Annotated in this window: 14 protein-coding genes and 1 tRNA gene; 4 read left to right on the forward strand and 11 right to left on the reverse strand. The window is 60.3% G+C overall.

Going from position 1 to position 19,041, the window contains the following annotated elements:
- Nucleotides 1-25: 25 nt before the first annotated feature.
- Entirely contained in the window at nt 26-280 is a 255-nt protein-coding gene (locus tag AXK12_RS07100) for a hypothetical protein (protein WP_156468924.1), read from the reverse strand.
- A gap of 103 nt (nt 281-383) precedes the next feature.
- Between AXK12_RS07100 and AXK12_RS07105 the strand changes: the two genes are divergently transcribed.
- On the forward strand, nt 384-1,391 hold the full coding sequence (locus AXK12_RS07105; RefSeq protein WP_068712901.1) for an NAD(P)H-dependent glycerol-3-phosphate dehydrogenase: 1,008 nt from the start codon (nt 384-386) through the stop codon (nt 1,389-1,391).
- Nucleotides 1,392-1,495: 104 nt separating this feature from the next.
- Here AXK12_RS07105 and AXK12_RS09330 read toward each other — a convergent pair whose 3' ends face one another.
- From AXK12_RS09330 to AXK12_RS07130, 5 genes are all read right to left on the reverse strand, one after another.
- Nucleotides 1,496-1,813: an Arm DNA-binding domain-containing protein gene (locus AXK12_RS09330; protein ID WP_068712903.1), complete on the reverse strand. Its 318-nt coding sequence runs from the start codon at nt 1,811-1,813 to the stop codon at nt 1,496-1,498.
- 450 nt (nt 1,814-2,263) lie between these two features.
- Nucleotides 2,264-3,847, reverse strand: a complete 1,584-nt coding sequence (locus AXK12_RS07115) for an ABC transporter substrate-binding protein (RefSeq protein WP_068712905.1) — start codon at nt 3,845-3,847, stop codon at nt 2,264-2,266.
- Complete coding sequence (locus AXK12_RS07120) at nt 3,844-4,731, reverse strand: tetratricopeptide repeat protein (RefSeq protein ID WP_068712907.1); 888 nt, start codon at nt 4,729-4,731, stop codon at nt 3,844-3,846. The genes AXK12_RS07115 and AXK12_RS07120 overlap by 4 nt, the downstream gene beginning before the upstream one ends.
- Before the next feature lie 137 nt (nt 4,732-4,868).
- Nucleotides 4,869-5,729, reverse strand: coding sequence for a DUF3108 domain-containing protein (locus AXK12_RS07125; RefSeq protein WP_068712909.1), 861 nt, complete (start codon nt 5,727-5,729; stop codon nt 4,869-4,871).
- A gap of 1 nt (nt 5,730) precedes the next feature.
- Complete coding sequence (locus AXK12_RS07130) at nt 5,731-6,900, reverse strand: AI-2E family transporter (RefSeq protein ID WP_231863587.1); 1,170 nt, start codon at nt 6,898-6,900, stop codon at nt 5,731-5,733.
- A gap of 169 nt (nt 6,901-7,069) precedes the next feature.
- Here AXK12_RS07130 and uvrA point away from each other — a divergent pair, with 169 nt between their 5' ends.
- From uvrA to AXK12_RS07145, 3 genes are all read left to right on the forward strand, one after another.
- On the forward strand, nt 7,070-9,964 hold the full coding sequence (gene uvrA, locus AXK12_RS07135; protein ID WP_068712914.1) for an excinuclease ABC subunit UvrA: 2,895 nt from the start codon (nt 7,070-7,072) through the stop codon (nt 9,962-9,964).
- Between the two features lie 20 nt (nt 9,965-9,984).
- Nucleotides 9,985-11,163, forward strand: a complete 1,179-nt coding sequence (locus AXK12_RS07140) for a Y-family DNA polymerase (protein WP_068712916.1) — start codon at nt 9,985-9,987, stop codon at nt 11,161-11,163.
- A gap of 143 nt (nt 11,164-11,306) precedes the next feature.
- Nucleotides 11,307-11,381: transfer RNA gene (locus AXK12_RS07145), tRNA-Arg, on the forward strand.
- A 119-nt stretch (nt 11,382-11,500) separates the two neighbouring features.
- On the opposite strand, the gene dusB is transcribed toward AXK12_RS07145, so the two are convergent.
- The 5 genes from dusB to AXK12_RS07170 form a co-directional block, all read right to left on the reverse strand.
- Nucleotides 11,501-12,613, reverse strand: a complete 1,113-nt coding sequence (dusB, locus tag AXK12_RS07150) for a tRNA dihydrouridine synthase DusB (RefSeq protein ID WP_068712918.1) — start codon at nt 12,611-12,613, stop codon at nt 11,501-11,503.
- Nucleotides 12,614-12,786: 173 nt separating this feature from the next.
- Complete coding sequence (locus AXK12_RS07155) at nt 12,787-13,389, reverse strand: hypothetical protein (RefSeq protein ID WP_068712920.1); 603 nt, start codon at nt 13,387-13,389, stop codon at nt 12,787-12,789.
- 164 nt (nt 13,390-13,553) lie between these two features.
- Nucleotides 13,554-14,240: a DUF4198 domain-containing protein gene (locus tag AXK12_RS07160; RefSeq protein WP_068712922.1), complete on the reverse strand. Its 687-nt coding sequence runs from the start codon at nt 14,238-14,240 to the stop codon at nt 13,554-13,556.
- A 197-nt stretch (nt 14,241-14,437) separates the two neighbouring features.
- Nucleotides 14,438-16,579: a TonB-dependent siderophore receptor gene (locus AXK12_RS07165; RefSeq protein WP_082782727.1), complete on the reverse strand. Its 2,142-nt coding sequence runs from the start codon at nt 16,577-16,579 to the stop codon at nt 14,438-14,440.
- Nucleotides 16,580-16,627: 48 nt separating this feature from the next.
- Entirely contained in the window at nt 16,628-18,793 is a 2,166-nt protein-coding gene (locus tag AXK12_RS07170; protein WP_197457019.1) for a TonB-dependent siderophore receptor, read from the reverse strand.
- Between the last annotated feature and the right edge of the window lie 248 nt (nt 18,794-19,041).

Raw genomic sequence — 19,041 nt, forward strand, 5'->3', positions numbered from 1 at the left:
TGCCTTCGGGGCACTTGTTATACGGCTAAAATACCGAGAGCGCCTTCGCGCTTTCGATTGCGACCCAAGCGATGCCGATGACGAGCAGGGCGAGCGCGCTGCCCCGCAGCCAGCGTCGCCAAAGGAGTGCGCGTTCGTGCGCGTTTCCCCCAAGCCTGCGCCGATTGTTGTCGAGCATGAAACTGACGAAGCCCGGATTCCTCAAGGTGCGCCGCCGATCCCTCGCGAGGCCCATCCGAATGGCCGGTCGACGGAGGAGGTTTAGGAGCGCGCGCAACACAGCTCAGATGCATAGAAATACGGTGTTTTGGGGCAATGTTAAAACCGAGCGAGTGGTTCGAAAAATCGTGCCACTCGTTCAAAGGAGGCTTAGCGAGAGCGGCATGAATTTCACGGTTATCGGTGCAGGAGCTTGGGGCACGGCGTTCGCGATTCATTTGGCGCGCAGTGGCGCGCACTCGGTGTCCCTGGTCCCGCGTCGTGCTGAGCATGCTGCTGCCCTCGTGGCGGCACGCGAAAATGAGGATTACCTGCCCGGGATCGCTTTGCCCAAAACTCTGGGGGTGACTGTGGAGCTCGTCTCCGCTCTCGCGCAGGCCGAAGTGCTGCTACTGGCCTGTCCTTCGCAGGCACTGCGTGAGACCTGCGGGCGAGTACGCGCGGCACTGCCGGAAAACTCCACTGCGCCGCTCGTGCTCAGTCTCTCCAAAGGGCTTGAGCTGCACAGCCACAAGCGACCTTCCGAGGTCATTGCGGAGTGTCTGCCGGAGTGCGCGGTCGGTGCGCTTACCGGTCCGACAAATGCGGCTGAGGTTGCGCGCGGTCAACCGGCAGCGATGCTGCTCGCTAGCACGTTGGGGGAGGAGCCGTTGCGCAGCGTGCAGGCCGCACTTAGCAGTGTGGCACTGCGCGTTTATACTAGCGGTGATCTCGTGGGTGCAGAGCTCGGAGCTTGCCTCAAAAACAGCTATGCGATTGCGGCGGGCTGCTGCGATGGGTTGAGGCTCGGCGATAATGCCCGAGCTGCGTTGCTCACGCGCGCACTGGCCGAGATGATCCGTGTGGGCGTCGCGCTCGGAGCGAGGCCGGAGACGTTTTACGGCTTGAGCGGCTTTGGCGATTTAGTCGCAACCTGTCACGGGGCCTGGAGTCGCAATCGGCAGTTTGGCGAGCAAGTCGGAGCGGGAGCCCGAGCGACCGAGCTACTCGCGGGCCGCCGCAGCGTGGTTGAGGGCTACAAAACTACGCAGTCGTTCGCCGAGCTTTGTGCTGAGCAAGGGATTGAGGCACCGATTTTGCGTGAGGTGCACGCGATCCTCTTTAGGGACAAGCCGCCCGCCGAAGCGCTCGCCTCACTGATGACTCGTGAATTAAAAGAAGAGTACCGCTAAAGCGCGGATGCGCCCCCGGCTCTAGGGTCTGTTCCCGCTTCAAACGTGGCCGCGACGGAGGCCTGTTTTGTGCGGCGGCAAATCATGAGGTGTCCAACTGAAGTTTAGGCGGCTTGTTCCTCGGCGGCGTGGTGAAGCGCGATCGCGCAATGTGCGACATTGCCGAAGTTTTGGGTGCTGCAGCCCCCTCTGCGGATGGCGACTTCGCGGGCGAGCTGGGCAAAGAAGACATCGCGTCGTTCGCGGGCCGTTTCGAGGCTTTTGGTGCCGAGCGAGCGGCGGATCCGTTCCTTGGTAAAGGGGGTGGGATGCGTCGTGTAGTGCAGGAACCAAGTGCCGTGGTTATTCCACAGGTGATGGTTTGGGTTGTCGGTGCTGAGCCGCAGGCCTGGGAGTGGCGAGTTAGGTATGGTCGTGGTCATAATGCGTGATGTGCTGGGTGCTGCGATTGCGGGATCACGCATCAGGTTTCAAAAAAAGCCGCCCTGACGGTGCATCATCAGGGCGGCTTTTTTAGGAGCGTTCTTGGTTCGCCTTTTCCTTCTTACCAAAGAGGAAGGGCGCACATCTGAGCTTTCGCTCGATCCACCGTGGCCGCTCCCGGCCCGGTTGGCGGAGTCGTCCACTTTGGGGTGGGCAACTCATTCCTGATGCAGCGGCGAGCCTGCCAAGTACATCAGCGCTGTCTAGAGCTTTTTGCATTTATGACACATATGCCCTGTAGGGATGAGGGGACTACGCAGCACATGGAGCCAGACCAATAGAGGCAGCCATCGCCGTCAGCCTATCGGGCTCTGCCGAAGTACGAAGTGCGCAATAGGTGCGTGTATCCGTGGCCACCTTACAAGACGGCAGCTCTACCGCAGTGCACTTCACTCTCCCGGTGGCTCCAAATAGTGTTGGTACTCGATATAGCGGCTTTGGCTGCCGTGTTGGGCTTCGGTGTGGAGCTGCCAGTTTGTGCGGGCGGCCTGCTCATGCTCTTCGGGGAAGATGTAGTGTAGGGCGATCGTGGCGTCGAAACGCTGGGTGTTCAGCCGGTCGTAGCGGTGGTAGTACTTGAGGTCTTCGCGGATGTTGGGCGCGAGCTCAGCATCGATGGTTTCGGCAAAGCCAGAAATGTCGGGACTGGGGCCGATGACTTTGTGAATGTGTCGCTGGATGAGGTTGCGGACATTGTTGTTTCCGAGGAAATTATCGACGCGAAACCCCGGGATCTCACCCTCGATTTGAGGGGCCATTTTTTTGAGGGCGTCGGGTACGGGGACATCGATGATGGTAGAGATCCGCTGACTCATTTCGGAGAACTGAGTCGCGACGGGGTGGCTGGTGAGAAATTTTAGAAAATCAATTGCGATTTCGGTATTTGGGCTAGTGCGCACGATACCGAGTGCAGCGGTGGTTCTTACGTCTTCGGCGGCTTGGCCTAGAGTGAATTTCCCGTACTTGGGGTCATCGGTGGTGGGCATCGGTAACGGCGTGACCTCGGTTTCAAAGCTCACTTGGTCGACAAGCACAGCGTAGTCCCAGCTACCGGCGACGAGCATGAGACTGCGTTGCTGGAGGTAGGTAGCGATGGCATCTTCTGGGGCAAATTGCTGAAACCCGGGGCTGAGCATTTGGGCGACCTCGCTCATGAGTTCGAGGCTGCTCACAAACTCCGGCGTTTTACTGTAGCTGTACTTGCCGTCGTACATGGGCCGATAGAAGCCCCACGACTTCATATGGAAGCTGTAGTCCACCAGGAACCTTTGCATCTGGGAGCCGACGATGCGGTCAAAGATGTATTCGGCGTAAGCTTTGCAGCTGGCGATCGGGATGAGATGGGCGCCGTGGCTTTGATTATAGGCGCGGACTTTTTCGGCGAGAGCGTGGAGTTCGGCGTAGCTTCGAGGGAGCGCATCGGTGCCGGTGATCTCGAGCAGCAGGTCGCGGTTTATGTAAAGCCGCATGGAGGTAGTTTGCAGTATAACGCCGAAAATCTCATTGGGGGCGGTCCAGCGCATGCTATCACTAAGCCCACTGAGGCCGTCAAAAAAGGTGTCGCGCCAAGCGACGCCTTCGAGGGGGGTACCTTCGTTGTAAGGGTTGGGGGCAGACGTTAGCGTGGTGATTGGCTGGAAAAACTGGACAATCTCTATGTCGGTCCCTGCGAGTGGCATGATGTCGGGCGCGGTACCACTGACGAGCTGGGTACGTGACCAAGCCGGATAGATGCGCGAAGGCACGCTGACTTGTACGATGCGCACTTCCGGGTGGAGGGCTTCGTAGGCGACAATCGCTGCCTCAAAGGCTTCCCGCATGCCAGTATGCAGCTCCGAGTGAGCAACGCGAATTTCGATTTTATCATTCGTGAGGCTTTGCACATTGCGCGTGGCAACTGTGCCAAAGGAAGCGAGGAGCGCGAGGGCGAGTGCCACTAGGCCGATCCGGTTACGGAGTTTTTCGGAGATCATGGCTGAGTGGGCTTGGCGACAGCAGTGGACATTTTGCTCGCCTCTTCGAGTTCCTGAGCGAGGCGACGTGCGGTATAGGCGCGATTATCGCGGGGGGAACTTTCGTAAAAAGCGCGATAGTGCTTGGCGGCGAGCTCCAGCCGCCCGAGCTGCCGCGCTAGGTAGGCGATGTGCAGGTCAAGGCTTTTGTCATCGGAGCCTTCTTCCTGTGCTGCAATGAGATGCGATAGCGCGGCAGATTTGTCTTTTAAGCGATCTAAGTAAATCCTGGTCGCGAGTCCGAGCAGCCGGAGGCGGTGAGATTTATTGGAGACTGTGGGAAGCGTGGCCTCAATTTGGCTGACGACTTCGCCACTGCGCGACTCAGGCGACTGGAGGTAGATGAGGAGGTGGAGCTGGACGGCAGCCTGATCGGCGAGTGGATGTTGCGGGTATTCACGGAGGAGCTGTTCGTAAAAGGCGCGCGACGATTCGAACTGCACGGGCTCGATATGGTCGTGGTCGATGCGTCCGAGTAGGAGCAAGACCAAGGGGCGGTAGTGCGTTTCGCTTACAGGCAGCTTGGAGAGGAGATCTATAAGGATGCTGCGGGAGGTTCTCACATTCGCCCGCGTCATCGGATCGCGGGTTAGGAGTGAGGCCGCATAGGCGAGTGTCAGCCGAGTGTCGTCAGGCGAGGCTTTGGCGAGTTTCTCGAATTTGTGAGAAGCTGCCGTGTAACGGGTGTTGATGACATCGAGCCACGGGTCATCGTTGGGGCGAGTATTGGCAGCGAATGCGCAGAAGTTGGAAAGGCCAAGGAAGGCGAGACCAAAGGCTGTGAGCCAAATCGGCGAGCGCGTCGTCAGCGCACGCAAGCGCAGAGCAAAGCGAGGCAGAGACATTGGGCGTGGATAACTAGGGGGATGGGGAAGTTACCCGCTGTGCCGCTTAACGGCAAAGAAGCGAGGAGGGATGAAAGCTCGGCAACTAGGGGATACTGTTTCCTAAAACTCAACTTTGGAATGCCCAAAGCGCCCTTTCAGATGCTTGGCCTAGCCGGCTCCGAATGGCCAACTCTGGCATTGGGCGGGCGGTAGGCGATTAAGGTGGCGATACCAGAGCCAAACTTGAACTCGACCTGGAAGCGAACAGGGAGGCGTTGTGCGTCTTGAGAGATCCACACTTTCACAGTAGAGCCGCGCTTAAACATGCCTTTGGGCTCGGTGCGCTCCATGCGCGGTTCGAGGACGAGGGTGCGGAACTTTCCGAGCGGCGTGGTGAGGGTTTCGTAGCCAGTGGCGTGAATTGTGAGTTCGTAAAAGTCGTCGTCGAAAATGACGAGCGCGTCGCGGCTTTGGCCGGGCACTAGCTCCCACGCTCGGGTCTGCATGAGGCTGGTGATCAAATCCATCGGTTGACCGGGGGGCAGCACGAGTGTTTTTGATTTCTCGGGCTGAACTTCGTTTCGGTAGTCGGCGCAGCGCGCGGCGTAGTCGAAGTGGAGCTGTTGGCCGGTCTGTTTACGCTTCGATTTACTGCGCTCTTCGCTGCGCTGGAGGAGGCCCGTGTGTAGGTCGAAGTCGGCTAGGGACTCGGCGCGAAAGCGGAAGAGTTTTTTTAGCGTCCCGCTGGTGTGGGTGCTTGTCGTGATGCGGAGGACGGGCGCGGACTCTGAGTCCGCATCAATGGGGCTCTGTGCAGGCAGTTTTTCAGCACTGATTTTGATTTCGCCGGCTCCGGGGAAAATCCCCCAAGCAATCCGGTAGTGGAGGGATTCGCCGTCGTGTAGCGCAACGGGTTCAGAAGCAGACTCGGAAGTCTGTGCGCCTGCCGGATGCGCGTCGAGTAGCTGCAAAGACAATCCCGAAAAGAAGAGTAGGGAGGCCGTGCAGCGAATCATCTCAATCTCCCAGAGTTTCGCCCGTGCTGGTCTCGTTCTTCAACTCGGGCGATTTCGTGATAGCCGCGAAATACTTATGCCGGATGAGCCGCCACAAGGTTACGAAAAATGCGGTAAGTGGGATTGCGAAGAGCATCCCGAGCACGCCGCCAAAGGCCGTCCCCCAAAAGAAAATCGATACGATCACCACCACCGGATGCAGGCCGGTGCGATCGCCCATGATTTTCGGCGTGAGGAACCAGCCTTCGATGTTTTGCACGATGACGTAGACGAGCAGGACGAGCCCCACGAGTTGCCAGCCGCCCTCGGGTTGGAAAAACGCGAGCGGCACGGTGATGCACAGCCCGATGATGGTGCCGAGGTAGGGCACGATGTTGAGCAGTCCGAGGCTGAGCCCGATGACGAGCCCGAAGCGTAGCCCGACGAGCGAGAAGCCCGTCGCGAGCATCACGCCCATGAGCAGCGCGATAAGGAGCTGGCCGCGAAAGAAGGCGACCACGATGGCGATGAACTCGTTGACCAAAAACACCACGTCTTGGCGCAGTGAGGTCTTCATAAAGCCCAGATGCTCGGGGAGGTGCCGCGTGGGCGTGCCGCGGGAGAGCAGGAAGAAGAACAGGTAAATGGGCACGAGGGCGAGTTGTGCGACTGTGCCAAAGACGCCCAGCGCGCCTGCGCCTGCCGCACGCAGTGAGGGCAGGGCGTGTGAGAGTAGCCCTTCAAACTCTCCGCCCAAGCTCGTGGCAATCGACGCCACAGTCGGGTTTTCGAGCTGCCGCTTCACGAGCGCAATCCAGTCGGGGAAGGCGGCTTGGAAGTAGCTACTTACCGCCTCCCAGAGCGTCGGCACGTAAGCGACGAAGTGCAGTAACTGGTCGACTAAAGGCGGCAGCAGCAGGACGAGGAGCCCGCCGAGCGCGCACACAAAGAGCGCGTAAAAGGCGCAGACTGCGGTGAGTCGTTTTAGCGAAAACTGCTGCTCCACAAACTCGACGACGGGCCGCATAATCAACGCGAGCACCGCGGCTAAAGCCAGCGGCCAGAGCACTCCCGAGAAAAACGCCGCCAGCTTTCCAAGCGTGAAGACAGTGGCGACGAGCAGCACTACGATCCCGAGCCCAGCCGCAAAGCTAAGCGCAAAGCCCACCACGCGCCGTTGTGCGGAGCTCAAAAAATGCTGCGGGGCTTGCGGCTTACCGTTGTCCATCGGAAGGCAGCGATGACATGTGCGGGCAGCGACGTTGACGAGTCTATTTGGGGAGCGGCACTTTCTTTGCTCCGCAGTGCCCAGCCAGCCTGCGCTCCCTTCTTGCTCTTCTCCTTCTCCACTTCTTTCCGAAATGCAGGCCGCTACTCACATCCACATCAAAGGCGCGCGCGAGCACAACTTGCGTGATCTCGAATTGAGGCTGCCGCGCGGGCGACTCGTGGTGATTACGGGGCCGAGCGGTTCGGGGAAGTCCTCGCTCGCCTTCGACACGCTCTATGCGGAGGGCTACCGCAAGTACATCGAGTCGCTGTCTGTGCAGGCGCGCGCCGTGCTCGACCAACTCAAGCGGCCCGATGTCGATTTCATCCACGGGCTCTCGCCAGTTCTGGCAATTGACCAACGCGGCAGCGCGGGGGCGGGTGGGGGCGGGAGCTCACGTCACACAATTGCCACTACGACAGAAATCGCCGACTACGCACAACTGCTCTGGGCTCTGGCGGGCGAGCAATTTTGTCCGAAAGATGGCGGGCGAGTCGTCCGCCGCTCGCTCGACGATAACATTGAGCAAGTGCTCAAAACCTGCGCTGGCCAGCGGGTGATGCTCCTTGCGCCCGCGCTCTGCGCAAAGCCCAGCGTGTTGCGCGAAGAGCTCCCACGCCTGCGCCAACGTGGGTTTCAACGCGTGCGTATCGCGGGTGAAATTGCCGACCTCGACGACGAGCGTGATTTTATCCCCAAGGGCCAAGGCACGCGCGAGCTGGCCGTGGAGATCGTCGTCGACCGGCTCGTCGTCAGCGCGGAGCAGCGCGCCCGGTTGGCTGACTCTCTGGAGCTGTGTTTTCGCGAGGGCAGCGACCGCGCAATTGTCCTCGCTCAAGCCGACCGCGACTCCGATGAGTGGCGTGAAGTCCCGCTCAGCCAACACCTCGCCTGCGAAGTTTGCGGTGATGTGTTTGAGAAACTCACGCCGCAGCATTTTTCGGCGAACCACCCGAAGGGGGCCTGTCCGACCTGTGGCGGGCTGGGGCGTAAACTCCGCTTCGCGCCCGAACTCATCGTGCCTGACTCGACGAAGAGCGTGCGCGGCGGCGCAATCAAGCCGTGGCGACTCGGCGGTAAAAACCTCATCATCCGACACAACGCGTTGCTCAAGCAACTCGCCGAGCAACTGCCCTTTGACGCGGATCTACCGTGGGCCGAATTACCCGAGACGCAGCGGCAAGTGATTCTGCACGGCGCGGGCGAGCGCGAGTTTGCGTTTAAACTGCGGCGGATGGCGGGCGGGCGTACACCGCAGTCGATGCCCTTTGCCGGAGTGATCGCCGACCTAGAGCAGAGTTTTCGTGAGACCAAGAGCGAGGGCTTTCGCGCGCGGTTGACGAGCTTCATGGTCAGCGGGCCTTGCCCAGAGTGCGCTGGCACCAAGCTCAATGCGCGCAGTGAGGCGGTGCGCTTGTTGGGGAAAACTTACCCTGACTTTCTCGCACTGGATGTCGAAGAGGCCGCCGCGTTTGCGGGCGAGTTGGAGGCGCGTTACGCGGCGGACGGCGGGCTCGATGAGCTTTCGCGCGGTATCGCCCAGCGGCTTCGCTTCTTGCTCGATACCGGGCTCGGCTACCTGAGCTTGGGCCGCGAGCAAGCGACGCTCTCCGGCGGCGAGGCGCAGCGTGTGCGGTTGGCGACCCAGCTTGGGATGGGGCTCATGGGCGTTATTTACGTGCTCGACGAGCCGAGCATCGGGCTGCACCCGAGCGATAACGCGCGGCTCTTACGCCAGCTCGCCGAGTTGCGCGACCGAGGGAATACTGTCGTCGTCGTCGAGCACGATGAGGACACGATGCGGCTGGCCGACGAGTTGGTAGAACTCGGCCCGGGTGCGGGTAAGGAGGGCGGGCAGATCCTCTTCCAAGGCACGCCCACCGAATGCCTTGCGCTTCCCCCGAGGCAGTCGCCGACCGCCGACTATCTTTCGGGTAAATTACGCATCGAGAACGATGCAGGGCTGCGCTCGCCTAGCGGGGCCTGGCTCAGCGTGCGCGAGGCGCGTGAACACAATCTCAAGGGCATCGATGTAAAATTTCCGGTTGGGCTTTTGACCTGCGTGACCGGCCCGAGCGGATCGGGCAAGAGCACGCTCGTTAACGACATCCTCGCCCAAGCCGCCGCGCGAAAGCTCAACCGCGCAAAAACCTTGCCCGGCCTCCATGCACGAATCGAGGGGCTGGAGCTTTTTGAGAAACTCGTCCTCGTCGATCAAAGCCCGATTGGCCGCAGCCCGCGCTCGAATCCGGCGACTTATGTCGGGTTGATGGATTTGCTGCGCGACCTTTTCGCGCAAGTCCCGCTCGCCAAAGTGCGGGGCTACAAGGCGAGCCGCTTCTCCTTTAACGTGCGCGGTGGTCGTTGCGAGACCTGCCAAGGCGACGGGCTCATCAAGCTCGACATGCAGTTTATGGCCGATGCCTACGCGCCTTGTCCGAGCTGTGGCGGACGCCGCTTTAACCGCGAGACGCTCGAAGTGCGTTTTCACGGGCACTCGATTTCCGACGTGCTCGATATGACCGTGCAGGAGGCGATTGCGCTGTTTCGCAACATCCCGCGCATCATCGATAAACTGGCGACGCTGGAGGCCGTGGGCCTCGGCTACCTGACGCTCGGCCAAGCGGCGCCGACACTCTCCGGAGGCGAGGCGCAGCGGCTCAAGCTCTCGCTCGAACTGAGCAAACGCCAGCAAGGCCAAAGCCTCTACATCCTCGACGAGCCGACGACCGGCTTGCACTGGGTCGATATTCAGCGGCTGCTCGACCTGCTCTTCAAACTGCGCGATGCGGGTAACACCATCATCATTATCGAGCACAACCTCGACGTGATGGCCGTGGCCGACTGGCTAATCGACCTCGGCCCCGGCGGCGGCAAGCACGGCGGCGAGCTTGTTTACGCAGGCCCGCGCAGCGGCATCGAGGCTGAGCCGCGCTCGACGACTGGGGCTGCGCTAGCCCGCCTCGAACACAAAGAAAACGGCTAAGCGTAGCCGCCTGTTTCAGAATGCCTCGCCCGCCACTCCCCACGATTGTGCATCTCGATGCGGATGCGTTTTTCGTTTCGTGCGAGCTGGCGCGGCGGCCCGAGCTGCGCGGCAAACGTTGTGCAGTCGGCGGTGGGCCGCAGCGCGGGATAATCTCCTCGGCCAGTTACGAGGCGAGGGCGGTGGGCGTGTATACGCCGATGCCCACGGCGCGCGCGCTTCGTGTGTGCCCCGACCTCATTTTGCTCCCGCATGATAACGAGCATTATGCGAAAACCTCGCAGGCGATGTTTGACCTGTGCGAAACCGTGACGCCGCTCGTCCAGCGCAACTCGATCGACGAAGGCTACCTCGACCTTGGCCCCTGCGCTTGCGCGAGTGTTGCCGCAGTTGAGGCGAAGGTGCGCGGCTTGGTGGCACGGATTTGGGAGGAGCTGCAAATCCCTGTTTCAATTGGAATCGGCACTTCGCTTCTCGTGTCGCAAATCGCCTCGAAACTCCGAAAGCCGCGCGGCTTCGTCACCGTGCCCGTGGGTGAGGAAGCGGCTTTTCTCGCTCCCTTACCGATTGAGCAACTCCCCGGAATTGGTAAAAAGACTGCAGAGGAAGTGAAGGCGCGGGGGCTGCGGACAATCGGCGACGTAGTGCGAAAAACTGACAGCGCGCTTGCGGGGATTCTCGGGCGTGATTGGCGACAAGTCGCCGCATGGGCACGCGGCATTGATACGCGCGCAGTGGAGACCGAGCGCGCGGCCCCCAAGAGCTATTCGCAGCAGGAGACCTTTCTCGAAGACCGAGCGTTTGGCGACTTTGAGGACATTGAGCGCGGGCTAAAACGGATGCTCGACGAACTCCTCGTAAAGCTGCGTGCGGATGGGAAACGCGCGCGGACGCTTACGGTAAAAGTGCGCTATCCCGATTTCACGAATAGCTCGCACGCGCAATCGCTCCCCGAGCCGAGCGATCTTGAGCGGCCCTTTTATCCACTGGTGGGGGACTTGCTCCGCGCGGCATGGACGCGCCGCCGCCAGCCGCTCCGACTTGTGAGTGTGCGGCTTTCGGGCCTCACCGAAGGCCCGGCGCAACTCGATCTTTTTACGAGTGCCAACGAGGCTAAACACCGCCACCTCGCAGCCGTCGTCGACAGGTTAAACGCAAACGGAAAAAAGCCACGCGTCTACCACGGCTACGATTTGTAGCTGAAGCGATCCGCCGTAGCGAAATGCGAAGGGCTGCCTCGCTCGTGCCTTCATCTGAAACTGTAATGAAGAACGAGGAAACAGCTTGAAGCGCAGAAGGCGCGGGCGTACTGCTTCCAACTCCGCTCAAGTGTGAGCGACGCGCTCCTGTAGCACAATGGATAGTGCATCGGTCTCCGAAGCCGGTGATGTGGGTTCGATTCCCGCCGGGAGCACCATGTCGGGAGAGGCTCGCAGTTGGCCAGAGTCGGTGGAGTGCAGCGATCGCTGCGGGGGCTCTGTCGCGCTAGTCGTTAGGTGTATTGACGAGAGCGCTACCGGGGAGGAGTCGCTTCGCTCACCAAACTTCGATGGGGCCGCGTGGCACAGGGATTGCGGTGCGCTCGGGAGTGCGGGTGTCCGTTTCGGCGTCCATGAAGGAGGCGCGGAGTGGGTCGAGGGCGTAGCGGGGGAGCAGTTCGCCGTGTTCGTCGCAGAATTGGCTGCGCCAGTCGATGTAGCGTGTGAGCACGGCCTCGAAGTCCGCACGCGAATTGATGGTGATGATGTCTTGTTTGAAGGGCTTTGCGGGGCCGAAGCGTTTGGCATACCAGGGGGCGACTTTCCTAAATAGGCGGGCGCCGTGGGCTTCGCCGTAAAAGTCGCAGTAGCGCTCAAAGTGCAGCCGCATGACGCGGACGCGCTCGCCAAAGTCGGGCTCGGGGAGGAGCTCGCCGCTGCGCAGGTAGTGGTCAGTTCGGCGGAAAATCCACGGGTCGTAAAAGGCACCGCGCCCGATTGAAACGCCTGCGCAGCCGGTTTCATCGATCATGCGCTTTGCGGCTTGGGGTGTAGTGACGTCACCATTACCGATGACGGGAATCGTGCGCACGGCGGCGGCGACCGCGCGGATGCCGCTCAGATTAACGCGTCCGCTAAAGCCCTGCGCGCGGGTGCGGCCGTGGACGAAGATCGCAGCGACGCCCGCCTCTTCGAGGACGGCGGCGAGTTCGGGCGCGCTCAAGTTTTCATCGTCCCAGCCGAGTCTCATTTTGGCGGTGATGGGGATGTCGATGGCCTCGACCATTCCGCGAACGAGCGCGGCGGTTTTCCTTAGCTCGGTCATCATCGCGGAGCCGCCGCCCACGCGGACGACTTTTTTGACGGGGCAGCCCATGTTAATATCCACAGATTGTGCGCCGAGTTCTTGGCAAATGCGGGCGGCTTCGCGCATTTCTTCGGGCACGTTGCCAAAGAGTTGGATGGCGAAAGGGCGATCCTCGGGCGAAGAGGCGACGAGCTTGAGCGCGGCGGGTGTGCGCTCGATGAGTGAGCGGGCGTTGACGAGATCGCAGGTCGTCCAAGCGAGCCCGCCGAGTTCGCGTAGCGTGAGCCGGAAGGGCAAGTTGGTATAGCCCGCGAGCGGTGAGAGGAAAAGATTACTGCTGAGTGTGTAGGGGCCCAGTTGCACGGCGCAGGCAGCGTCGTGGGCTCTGCACCAGCAAGCCAACTTTGAAATCACCTAGCGGAGCAGCCCACAAGGAGCAGCGCGACTCCAACAGCCAGTAATCCGCCGAGCGTAGAGGCTGCTGTCCCGCGAAAGGGGAGACGTGCCAGCCGCTCGTGCTAGGGCATTTAGGGCGTTTAGGGTTTGCTGAGCCGGAGTGTGGCGGGGTCACGGGCGCGGAGTGGTTCCCTGCCTGTAGCAACGACTTTGTAGTCGCCAAAAAGCTCGCTCAGTCTCCACTGATAGTAGAAGCGCGGGTCGTCTTCAGTGCTGGCCTCACGGTCTAGTCCCACGTGGGCCAAGAGCATCAGCTTGTAGTCGGTTTTGGCCCAGCGTAGTCGGGTCGGGTCGCTGGCGGTGTAGCGCGTCCAGAGGCTTCCTTTTTTGTCTCGGATTTCCTGGAGTTGTGCGCCGCGGAGGACGACCTTTTCAAATTCGTAAGGGGTGTGGTTACTAAGATCGACCACCTGCACTTTTACGGGGACGCTGCGGCGGAGGCGCTGGTAGTTTCCCGACTGGGGGCCGAAGCGTTCATCGGCGATTTTGTCTAGAGTGGCGGAAACGGCGGCGAACGCTTTTTTAAGGTCATCGATATCGAAGCCGGAATGCTCTACGGGGTCGATACGGATGTATCGTGTATTGCTTTTGGCGATACCTTCACGCGCAGTGAGGAGAAAGGCAGCAGCGCAGGCGAGGAGCGCGAAGAGGAATCGGGTGGGGCGAGTGAGCGGGGTTTTCATCGTGGGCTGGAGGCTGGAGACTCTGTTTGGTGCGACAAGTGGTTTTCCGCCTAGGGCGATGGCTTTTCACAAAAATGGCCTCCGACTGCTACTCGGAGGCCAACGCGATGGAGACGGCGGCTCAACGAACGCGCCGCCAAAAATGGAGAGGGGATACGGTCCTCTCAACTGTGCTCGTAGGGGAGGCCGAGGAAGGCGAGGGTGGTGTGCAGGAATGTTTGCTCACCGTTTTCGTCCGTTTCGGCGATGAAGCCTGCGAGGACGTTGAGGCCGGCGTTGCGGACGATGATGCTCGCGCGGCCTTCGGCGTCGGTCGTCGCCGCGCTTTCAAAGGCGGTCGTCCCGACACCGCGGTAATCGGCCATGATACGGACACCTGCGGCGGGTTTCCCATCGACGTAAACGCGGATGGGTAGCGGGTTTCCAGGGCCGACTTTGAGCGGATCGACTTCGGGCACGAGGACGAGCCGAATGTCTTTGATTTGGTCGAGCCTCGCGCCTTCGCGGAGCACGATAAACGCGTTTTTGATGTTTTTGGTCGCGCTGTCTTCGGGACGGAAAAACTTGGCGTCGAGCGAGGCGAGGACGACTGCGGCTTCGTTTTGGCGGGGGACGAGCAGCGCGTGTGTCTCGGTGCGCTGAATGTCTACGCGGATGGGGCTGCCGTCTGGCGCGTAAGCCCAAGCCGCAAAGAGGTGGTCGGTCGGGTAGGCTTCGACGGCGGGGCCGTGCCCAAAGACGGCTTCGAGCCGGCCGTAGCGCGGCTCTATCCAAAAGCCGTGCGCGTGAGCGGCTTGCGCGGCGGCGAGTGTGCCGAGGAGTAGGGAGCTGAGGAGGTAGCGAAGTTTCATGGTGGTGGGAGGAGGAGGAACGGGATGCGGCTTTTACCATTCACGCCGCCGACACGATGAGACCTGTTCCACCTAGTCTTCCCTGCTAGCGCAGAGGCTGACTTGGGTGGAGCCGCGCTTGGGTGCGCACGGCTGAAGGCCGCTGCCCACAACAAGGGTGATTTGCCGTCTGTGTCGGAGCGTGAATGGCAGTTTGCTTAGAATTTGTAATTTGCGGTGAGTTTGAAGTTGCGCGGGTCGCCGGGGACGCCTGCCCAAGTGCCCCAGCCGCGCGTGTAGTGCTCTTTGTCGAGGAGGTTGTTGAGGTTGAGCGTGAGGTTGAGGCGGTCGTTGATGCGCCAGCGGGCGAAGAGGTCTACGAGTTGGTAGCTGGGTAGCTCGAAGCTGCTGGTGACGTTGGCCTTGCGTGCGGCGATAGTGGTATAGGCCGCACCGACTTCGAAGCCGCGCGGCAATTCGTGAACTGCAAAAAGGCTAGCGCTGTGCTCGGGGACTCCGGCGAGGCGGTTACCTTTATAGTTGGCGCGGTTGTCGTTGGTGACTTCAGCGTCGATGTAAGCGTAGGCGGCGATGAGGCGCAGTGCGTCGGTGAGTTTGCCCGTGATCTGGAGGTCGAGCCCGCGGCTGCGCTGCTCGCCGACGGTGATTTGGTCAATGACGGTGGGGTCGGGGTGCGGCGTTTTTACGTTTTCTTTTGTGATATGGAAAAGGCCGATCGTCGCACCGAGACGGCCTTCGAAGAGGCTAAGCTTGGTGCCGATTTCGTAGCCGACGCCCGTCTCAGGGTCGTAGACATTGCCGTTGGAGTCGGTGCCGTTGGGCTTAAAGGAGCGTGAGGCATTGGCGAAGGCACTGACTTGGGGCGTGAATTTGTAGAGCACGCCCGCGCGGGGGACGGTGGAGTCGCGGTCGTAGCTGCTGCGGTTGCCGTTTACGCGGTTGTGGCTGGAGGTCTCGACCGATTCGTAACGCAGCCCGACCGAGCCGATGAATTTTTGCGTAAAGTAAATCTGGTCTTGGAAGTTGAGCGCGTAGCTTTCCTCGCGGGCAATGCTGTCGCTGAGGCTGGTGTAGGGCGGCGGCGGCTTTCCGTGGTCTTTGGCCGGGTCGAAGATATCGACGCCATAGGCGTTACTGGAGCCGGTGGCCGGATACACCATGTCGGAGCGGTAGTATTCGTACTCGGCACCGATGAGGACTTGGTGATCCCAGCCGAGGAGGCGGAACTGGCCGTGGACTTCAGCGTGTTGGTGGAGGTCTTGCCACTCGAAGTCGCGCACGCGGTAGAAGCGGCGCACGATCGTGGGAGTAGCGGCAAGTGGCTCGCTGGGCTCGGTGGCCGCACCGGTGAGGTGGCCGTGGTAGAACTGGCCCGCGACGCGCAGTTTCCAGTGCTCGCTTAGCGCGTGCTCAAGCGAGGCTTGGAGCGACTGATTTTTGTTTTTGATTCCTCCGCTGGAGGGCTCGCCGTAGAAATTGCGAATCGGCACTTGGCCAAACTTGGCGCCGATAGCGGGGATGCCGCGGTCAAAGACGTTGTCGTTGCGGACGTATTGGCCATCGACGACGAGGAGGGTTTTCGGAGTGAGCTGCCAACTGACGCTCGGGGCGAAGACGTAGCGCTGCGTCTCGATGTGGTCGCGGAAGCTGCGGTTGTCTTCGAGGGCCATGTTAAAGCGGCCTAGGACGCTGCCGCTGGCATTGAGCGGCGTGTTGGTGTCGAGGGTGGCGCGGTAGCGATCCCAACTGCCCGCGCTGGCGGAGACGCGCGTGAACGTTTCGCGCTGCGGGCGTTTGGTCACGAGGTTAACGATGCCGCCCGGGTCGGCGCGACCGAAGAGTCCGGAGGATGGGCCCTTGAGGACTTCGACGCGCTCAATCGTCGAGGCGTCGGGCTGGGAGTTGGTGCCTTTGCCCGAGCTGAAGCCGTTGCGATACATGACTCCTGTCGTGAAGCCGCGCACGTTGTAGCCCGAGATATTCATGCCGCCGAAGTCGTTACCGCGCGTGACGCCGCCAGCGAAATCTAGGGCGCGGTCGATGCGCTCTTCGCCGAGGTCGGCCATGACTTCGGCCGTGATGACGGAGACTGCGCGCGGCACGTCTTCGAGCGGCGTGCTGACCCGCGTGGCGGTGATTTGGCGGGTGGGCCGCCAGCCTGCACCGACTTCGTCGCGCGCTTCGACGTTTAGCGCGTCGAGCTCGTAGACAGCGTCCGCATCGGCGAGGTCGAGTCCGCTGGCAGCGGTGGCGACAGACGCGCTAAGACTCGCAGCGAGCAGCGAAAACAAGGCCGCTGCCTGACGATATAATCGTTGTGTGTTGGTAGGGGAGGGCATGGTGTTAGGGAAATCGGTAAGCGTGGGAGGGCTGTCGTTATCAGGTGCTTATAACTTTAGGCTGACATTTATGCTAAAGTTGCGCGGGTCGCCGGGAACGAGCCAAGTATTGCCAAAGAGCCGTTCGTAATAGCGTTTGTCCGTGAGATTGTTGAGGTTTAGCCCAATACTCAGGTTTTCGCTCGGTTTATAACGAAGAAAAAGGTTGGTTGTTGTATAGTCCGCGATATCGAGCCGGTTGGCGTCGGTGCTGGAGGGGCGTGTGCCGACGTAAAATACGGAAACACCAAACTCCGAGCCTTTGAATACTCCGCGCTGGAATTGATACACTCCCATCACACTGCCGCTGTGACGCGGGATCCCAGCAAGGTCGCGGCCAACGGGTAGATTGGGGTTATTACTTTTAGATACTTCGGCGTCAATCCACGCATAGGCTGCGATTAGCCGGATGCTTTTACTGATATAGCCAGCGACTTGCATATCAAAGCCGCGACTGCGCTGCTCGCCAATCGGGATTTGCTGAATGATACTGCTCGCCGGATAGTCGGGATTACTCGTTAATACATTCTCCTTTGTGATATGGAACAGCCCGAGTGTGCCGCCGAGCCGTCCGCTTAGTAACTCGAACTTAGTGCCTGCTTCGTAGCCGAAGCCTTCTTCGGGTTTACGGGAGTTACCAAGTTCATCCACCCCATTGGGCTTGAAGGACTTCGCCACGCTTCCGAAGAGATTTACTTGGGGGGACACTTCATAAACCAAGCCGATTCGCGGGGTGGCGATGTCTTTTTCTTGATGGGGATTTTCTGCGCCGGTAACGAGGTTACGGCCATCAAGTTGATAGTTCTCGACTCGCACGCCGATTTGTCCGCGCAGTTTTTCGGTAAAGGAAACTTGGTCTTGTATATTAAGACCCCAAATCTCGGTTGTGGAGGCAGTGCTGGTTTTAGTAACAGTCGTGGGCTTGGGCCCACCGTAGACGGGGTTATAAATGTTTAGCGCATAGCTAGGCGGGTAGTCACTCTGCCAAAAGGTTGAGCCGTTGGTGTGGGTTTCATGCTCAAGCCCGAGCAGAAATTGGTGTTGCATACCTGCAAGAGTGAAGCTGCCGACTAGGTCTAGGTGGGTCATATTCCCGTGCCATTGAAAATCACGGGCGCGAGTGCGGCGTCGCACGGTATCAAAGTCGGGCGCGGCGGGAAGCTGGTTTTCGCTCGTCGTGCCTTGCAAGTGTCCGGCCCAGTATTGATTGGCGAGGCGCAGTTTCCAATTGTTGGGAAGCCAATGTTCGAGCGCGGCTTGGAGCATTTGATTGTTATTACGCATTTTTCCGTCGTTGGGCTCGCCCAAGAAACGGCGGCGACTCATTACATCGGGGTTGCCGTTTACGGGTGAAATCCCGCGGTCATAAATGGAGTCGTTGCGGATGATTTCAGCATCTACTTGGAGCTGGGTTTTGGCGTTGATATGCCAAGTAAGGCTCGGCGAGACGACTTGGCGTTGCTGCTCGACGTGGTCACGGAAACTCCCGTTGTCCTCAACAGCGAGGTTGAGTCGGGCGAGGACTTTTCCCGCCGTGTCGAGCGGGCGGTTGATGTCGAGTGCGGCGCGGTAGCGATCCCAGCTTCCAGCGGAGGCGCGGACGCGGGTAAAGGCGTCTTGCTGCGGGCGTTTGGTGACGATGTTGACGAGGCCGCCGGGGTCGGAGCGTCCGTAGAGGCCGGAGGAGGGGCCTTTGAGGACTTCGACGCGTTCGACCGAGGAGGCATCGGGAGAGGTGCTGGTGCCGCGATTAGCGGGGAAGCCGTTGCGGTAGATCTCACCAGTGGTGAAGCCGCGCACAGTGTAGCCCGAGATTTGGAGTCCGCCAAAGTTGTTACCGCGTACGACGCCTCCGGCGAAGTCCATCGCATGGTCGATGCGGGCCACGTCGAGGTCTTCGAGGACTTGGGCCGAGATTACGCTAATGGATTGCGGGATGTCCTCAATGGCCGTGTCCGTGCGCGTCGCACTGGCAGAGCGCGTGGGCCGCCAATCTTCGCCTGCATGGACGTTGAGCGCGTCGAGTTCGTAGACCTTGTCGAAATCGGCAAGGTCGAGAGCGGCGTCACGCCCACTCGCCGCCGCGACGATAGTGAGTGTCGATAAGCCGAGCGCGGCGAGGCCGAGCAGCTTCCGAGGAAGAGAGGAGGAGTGCGGGTGTAGGGAAGTGCTCACAGGAGATTGAAACAAGAATTAGTCTCAATCTTAACTGATCGCGCACATGTCAAGAACGGCGTAAAAAATAGTAGTCCTAAGACGCTATCTAATAGGGGATAGCATTTTAACGTATCTCATTTATTAAAATCTCTTGCCGATTTATTTCGATTCTCGTGCTCGGTCCGATCACCTGGTCCCTCAACTGCTGAATAGAGCTTAACTCGCGCGACATGCCCTAAGGCTTGCTGCGTCTGTGCTCGCCCCTA

Source organism: Cephaloticoccus capnophilus (genome assembly GCF_001580045.1).
Lineage (GTDB): Bacteria > Verrucomicrobiota > Verrucomicrobiia > Opitutales > Opitutaceae > Cephaloticoccus > Cephaloticoccus capnophilus.

Excerpts from the sequence above, each read along its gene's own strand:
- AXK12_RS07120 (WP_068712907.1), bottom strand. The coding sequence starts at position 4,731 with ATGTCTCTGCCTCGCTTTGCTCTGCGCTTGCGTGCGCTGACGACGCGC.
- AXK12_RS07125 (WP_068712909.1), bottom strand. The coding sequence starts at position 5,729 with ATGATTCGCTGCACGGCCTCCCTACTCTTCTTTTCGGGATTGTCTTTG.
- AXK12_RS07160 (WP_068712922.1), bottom strand. The coding sequence starts at position 14,240 with ATGAAACTTCGCTACCTCCTCAGCTCCCTACTCCTCGGCACACTCGCC.
- AXK12_RS07140 (WP_068712916.1), top strand. The coding sequence starts at position 9,985 with ATGCCTCGCCCGCCACTCCCCACGATTGTGCATCTCGATGCGGATGCG.
- AXK12_RS09330 (WP_068712903.1), bottom strand. The coding sequence starts at position 1,813 with ATGACCACGACCATACCTAACTCGCCACTCCCAGGCCTGCGGCTCAGC.
- uvrA (WP_068712914.1), top strand. The coding sequence starts at position 7,070 with ATGCAGGCCGCTACTCACATCCACATCAAAGGCGCGCGCGAGCACAAC.
- AXK12_RS07115 (WP_068712905.1), bottom strand. The coding sequence starts at position 3,847 with ATGATCTCCGAAAAACTCCGTAACCGGATCGGCCTAGTGGCACTCGCC.
- AXK12_RS07155 (WP_068712920.1), bottom strand. The coding sequence starts at position 13,389 with ATGAAAACCCCGCTCACTCGCCCCACCCGATTCCTCTTCGCGCTCCTC.
- AXK12_RS07105 (WP_068712901.1), top strand. The coding sequence starts at position 384 with ATGAATTTCACGGTTATCGGTGCAGGAGCTTGGGGCACGGCGTTCGCG.
- AXK12_RS07165 (WP_082782727.1), bottom strand. The coding sequence starts at position 16,579 with ATGCCCTCCCCTACCAACACACAACGATTATATCGTCAGGCAGCGGCC.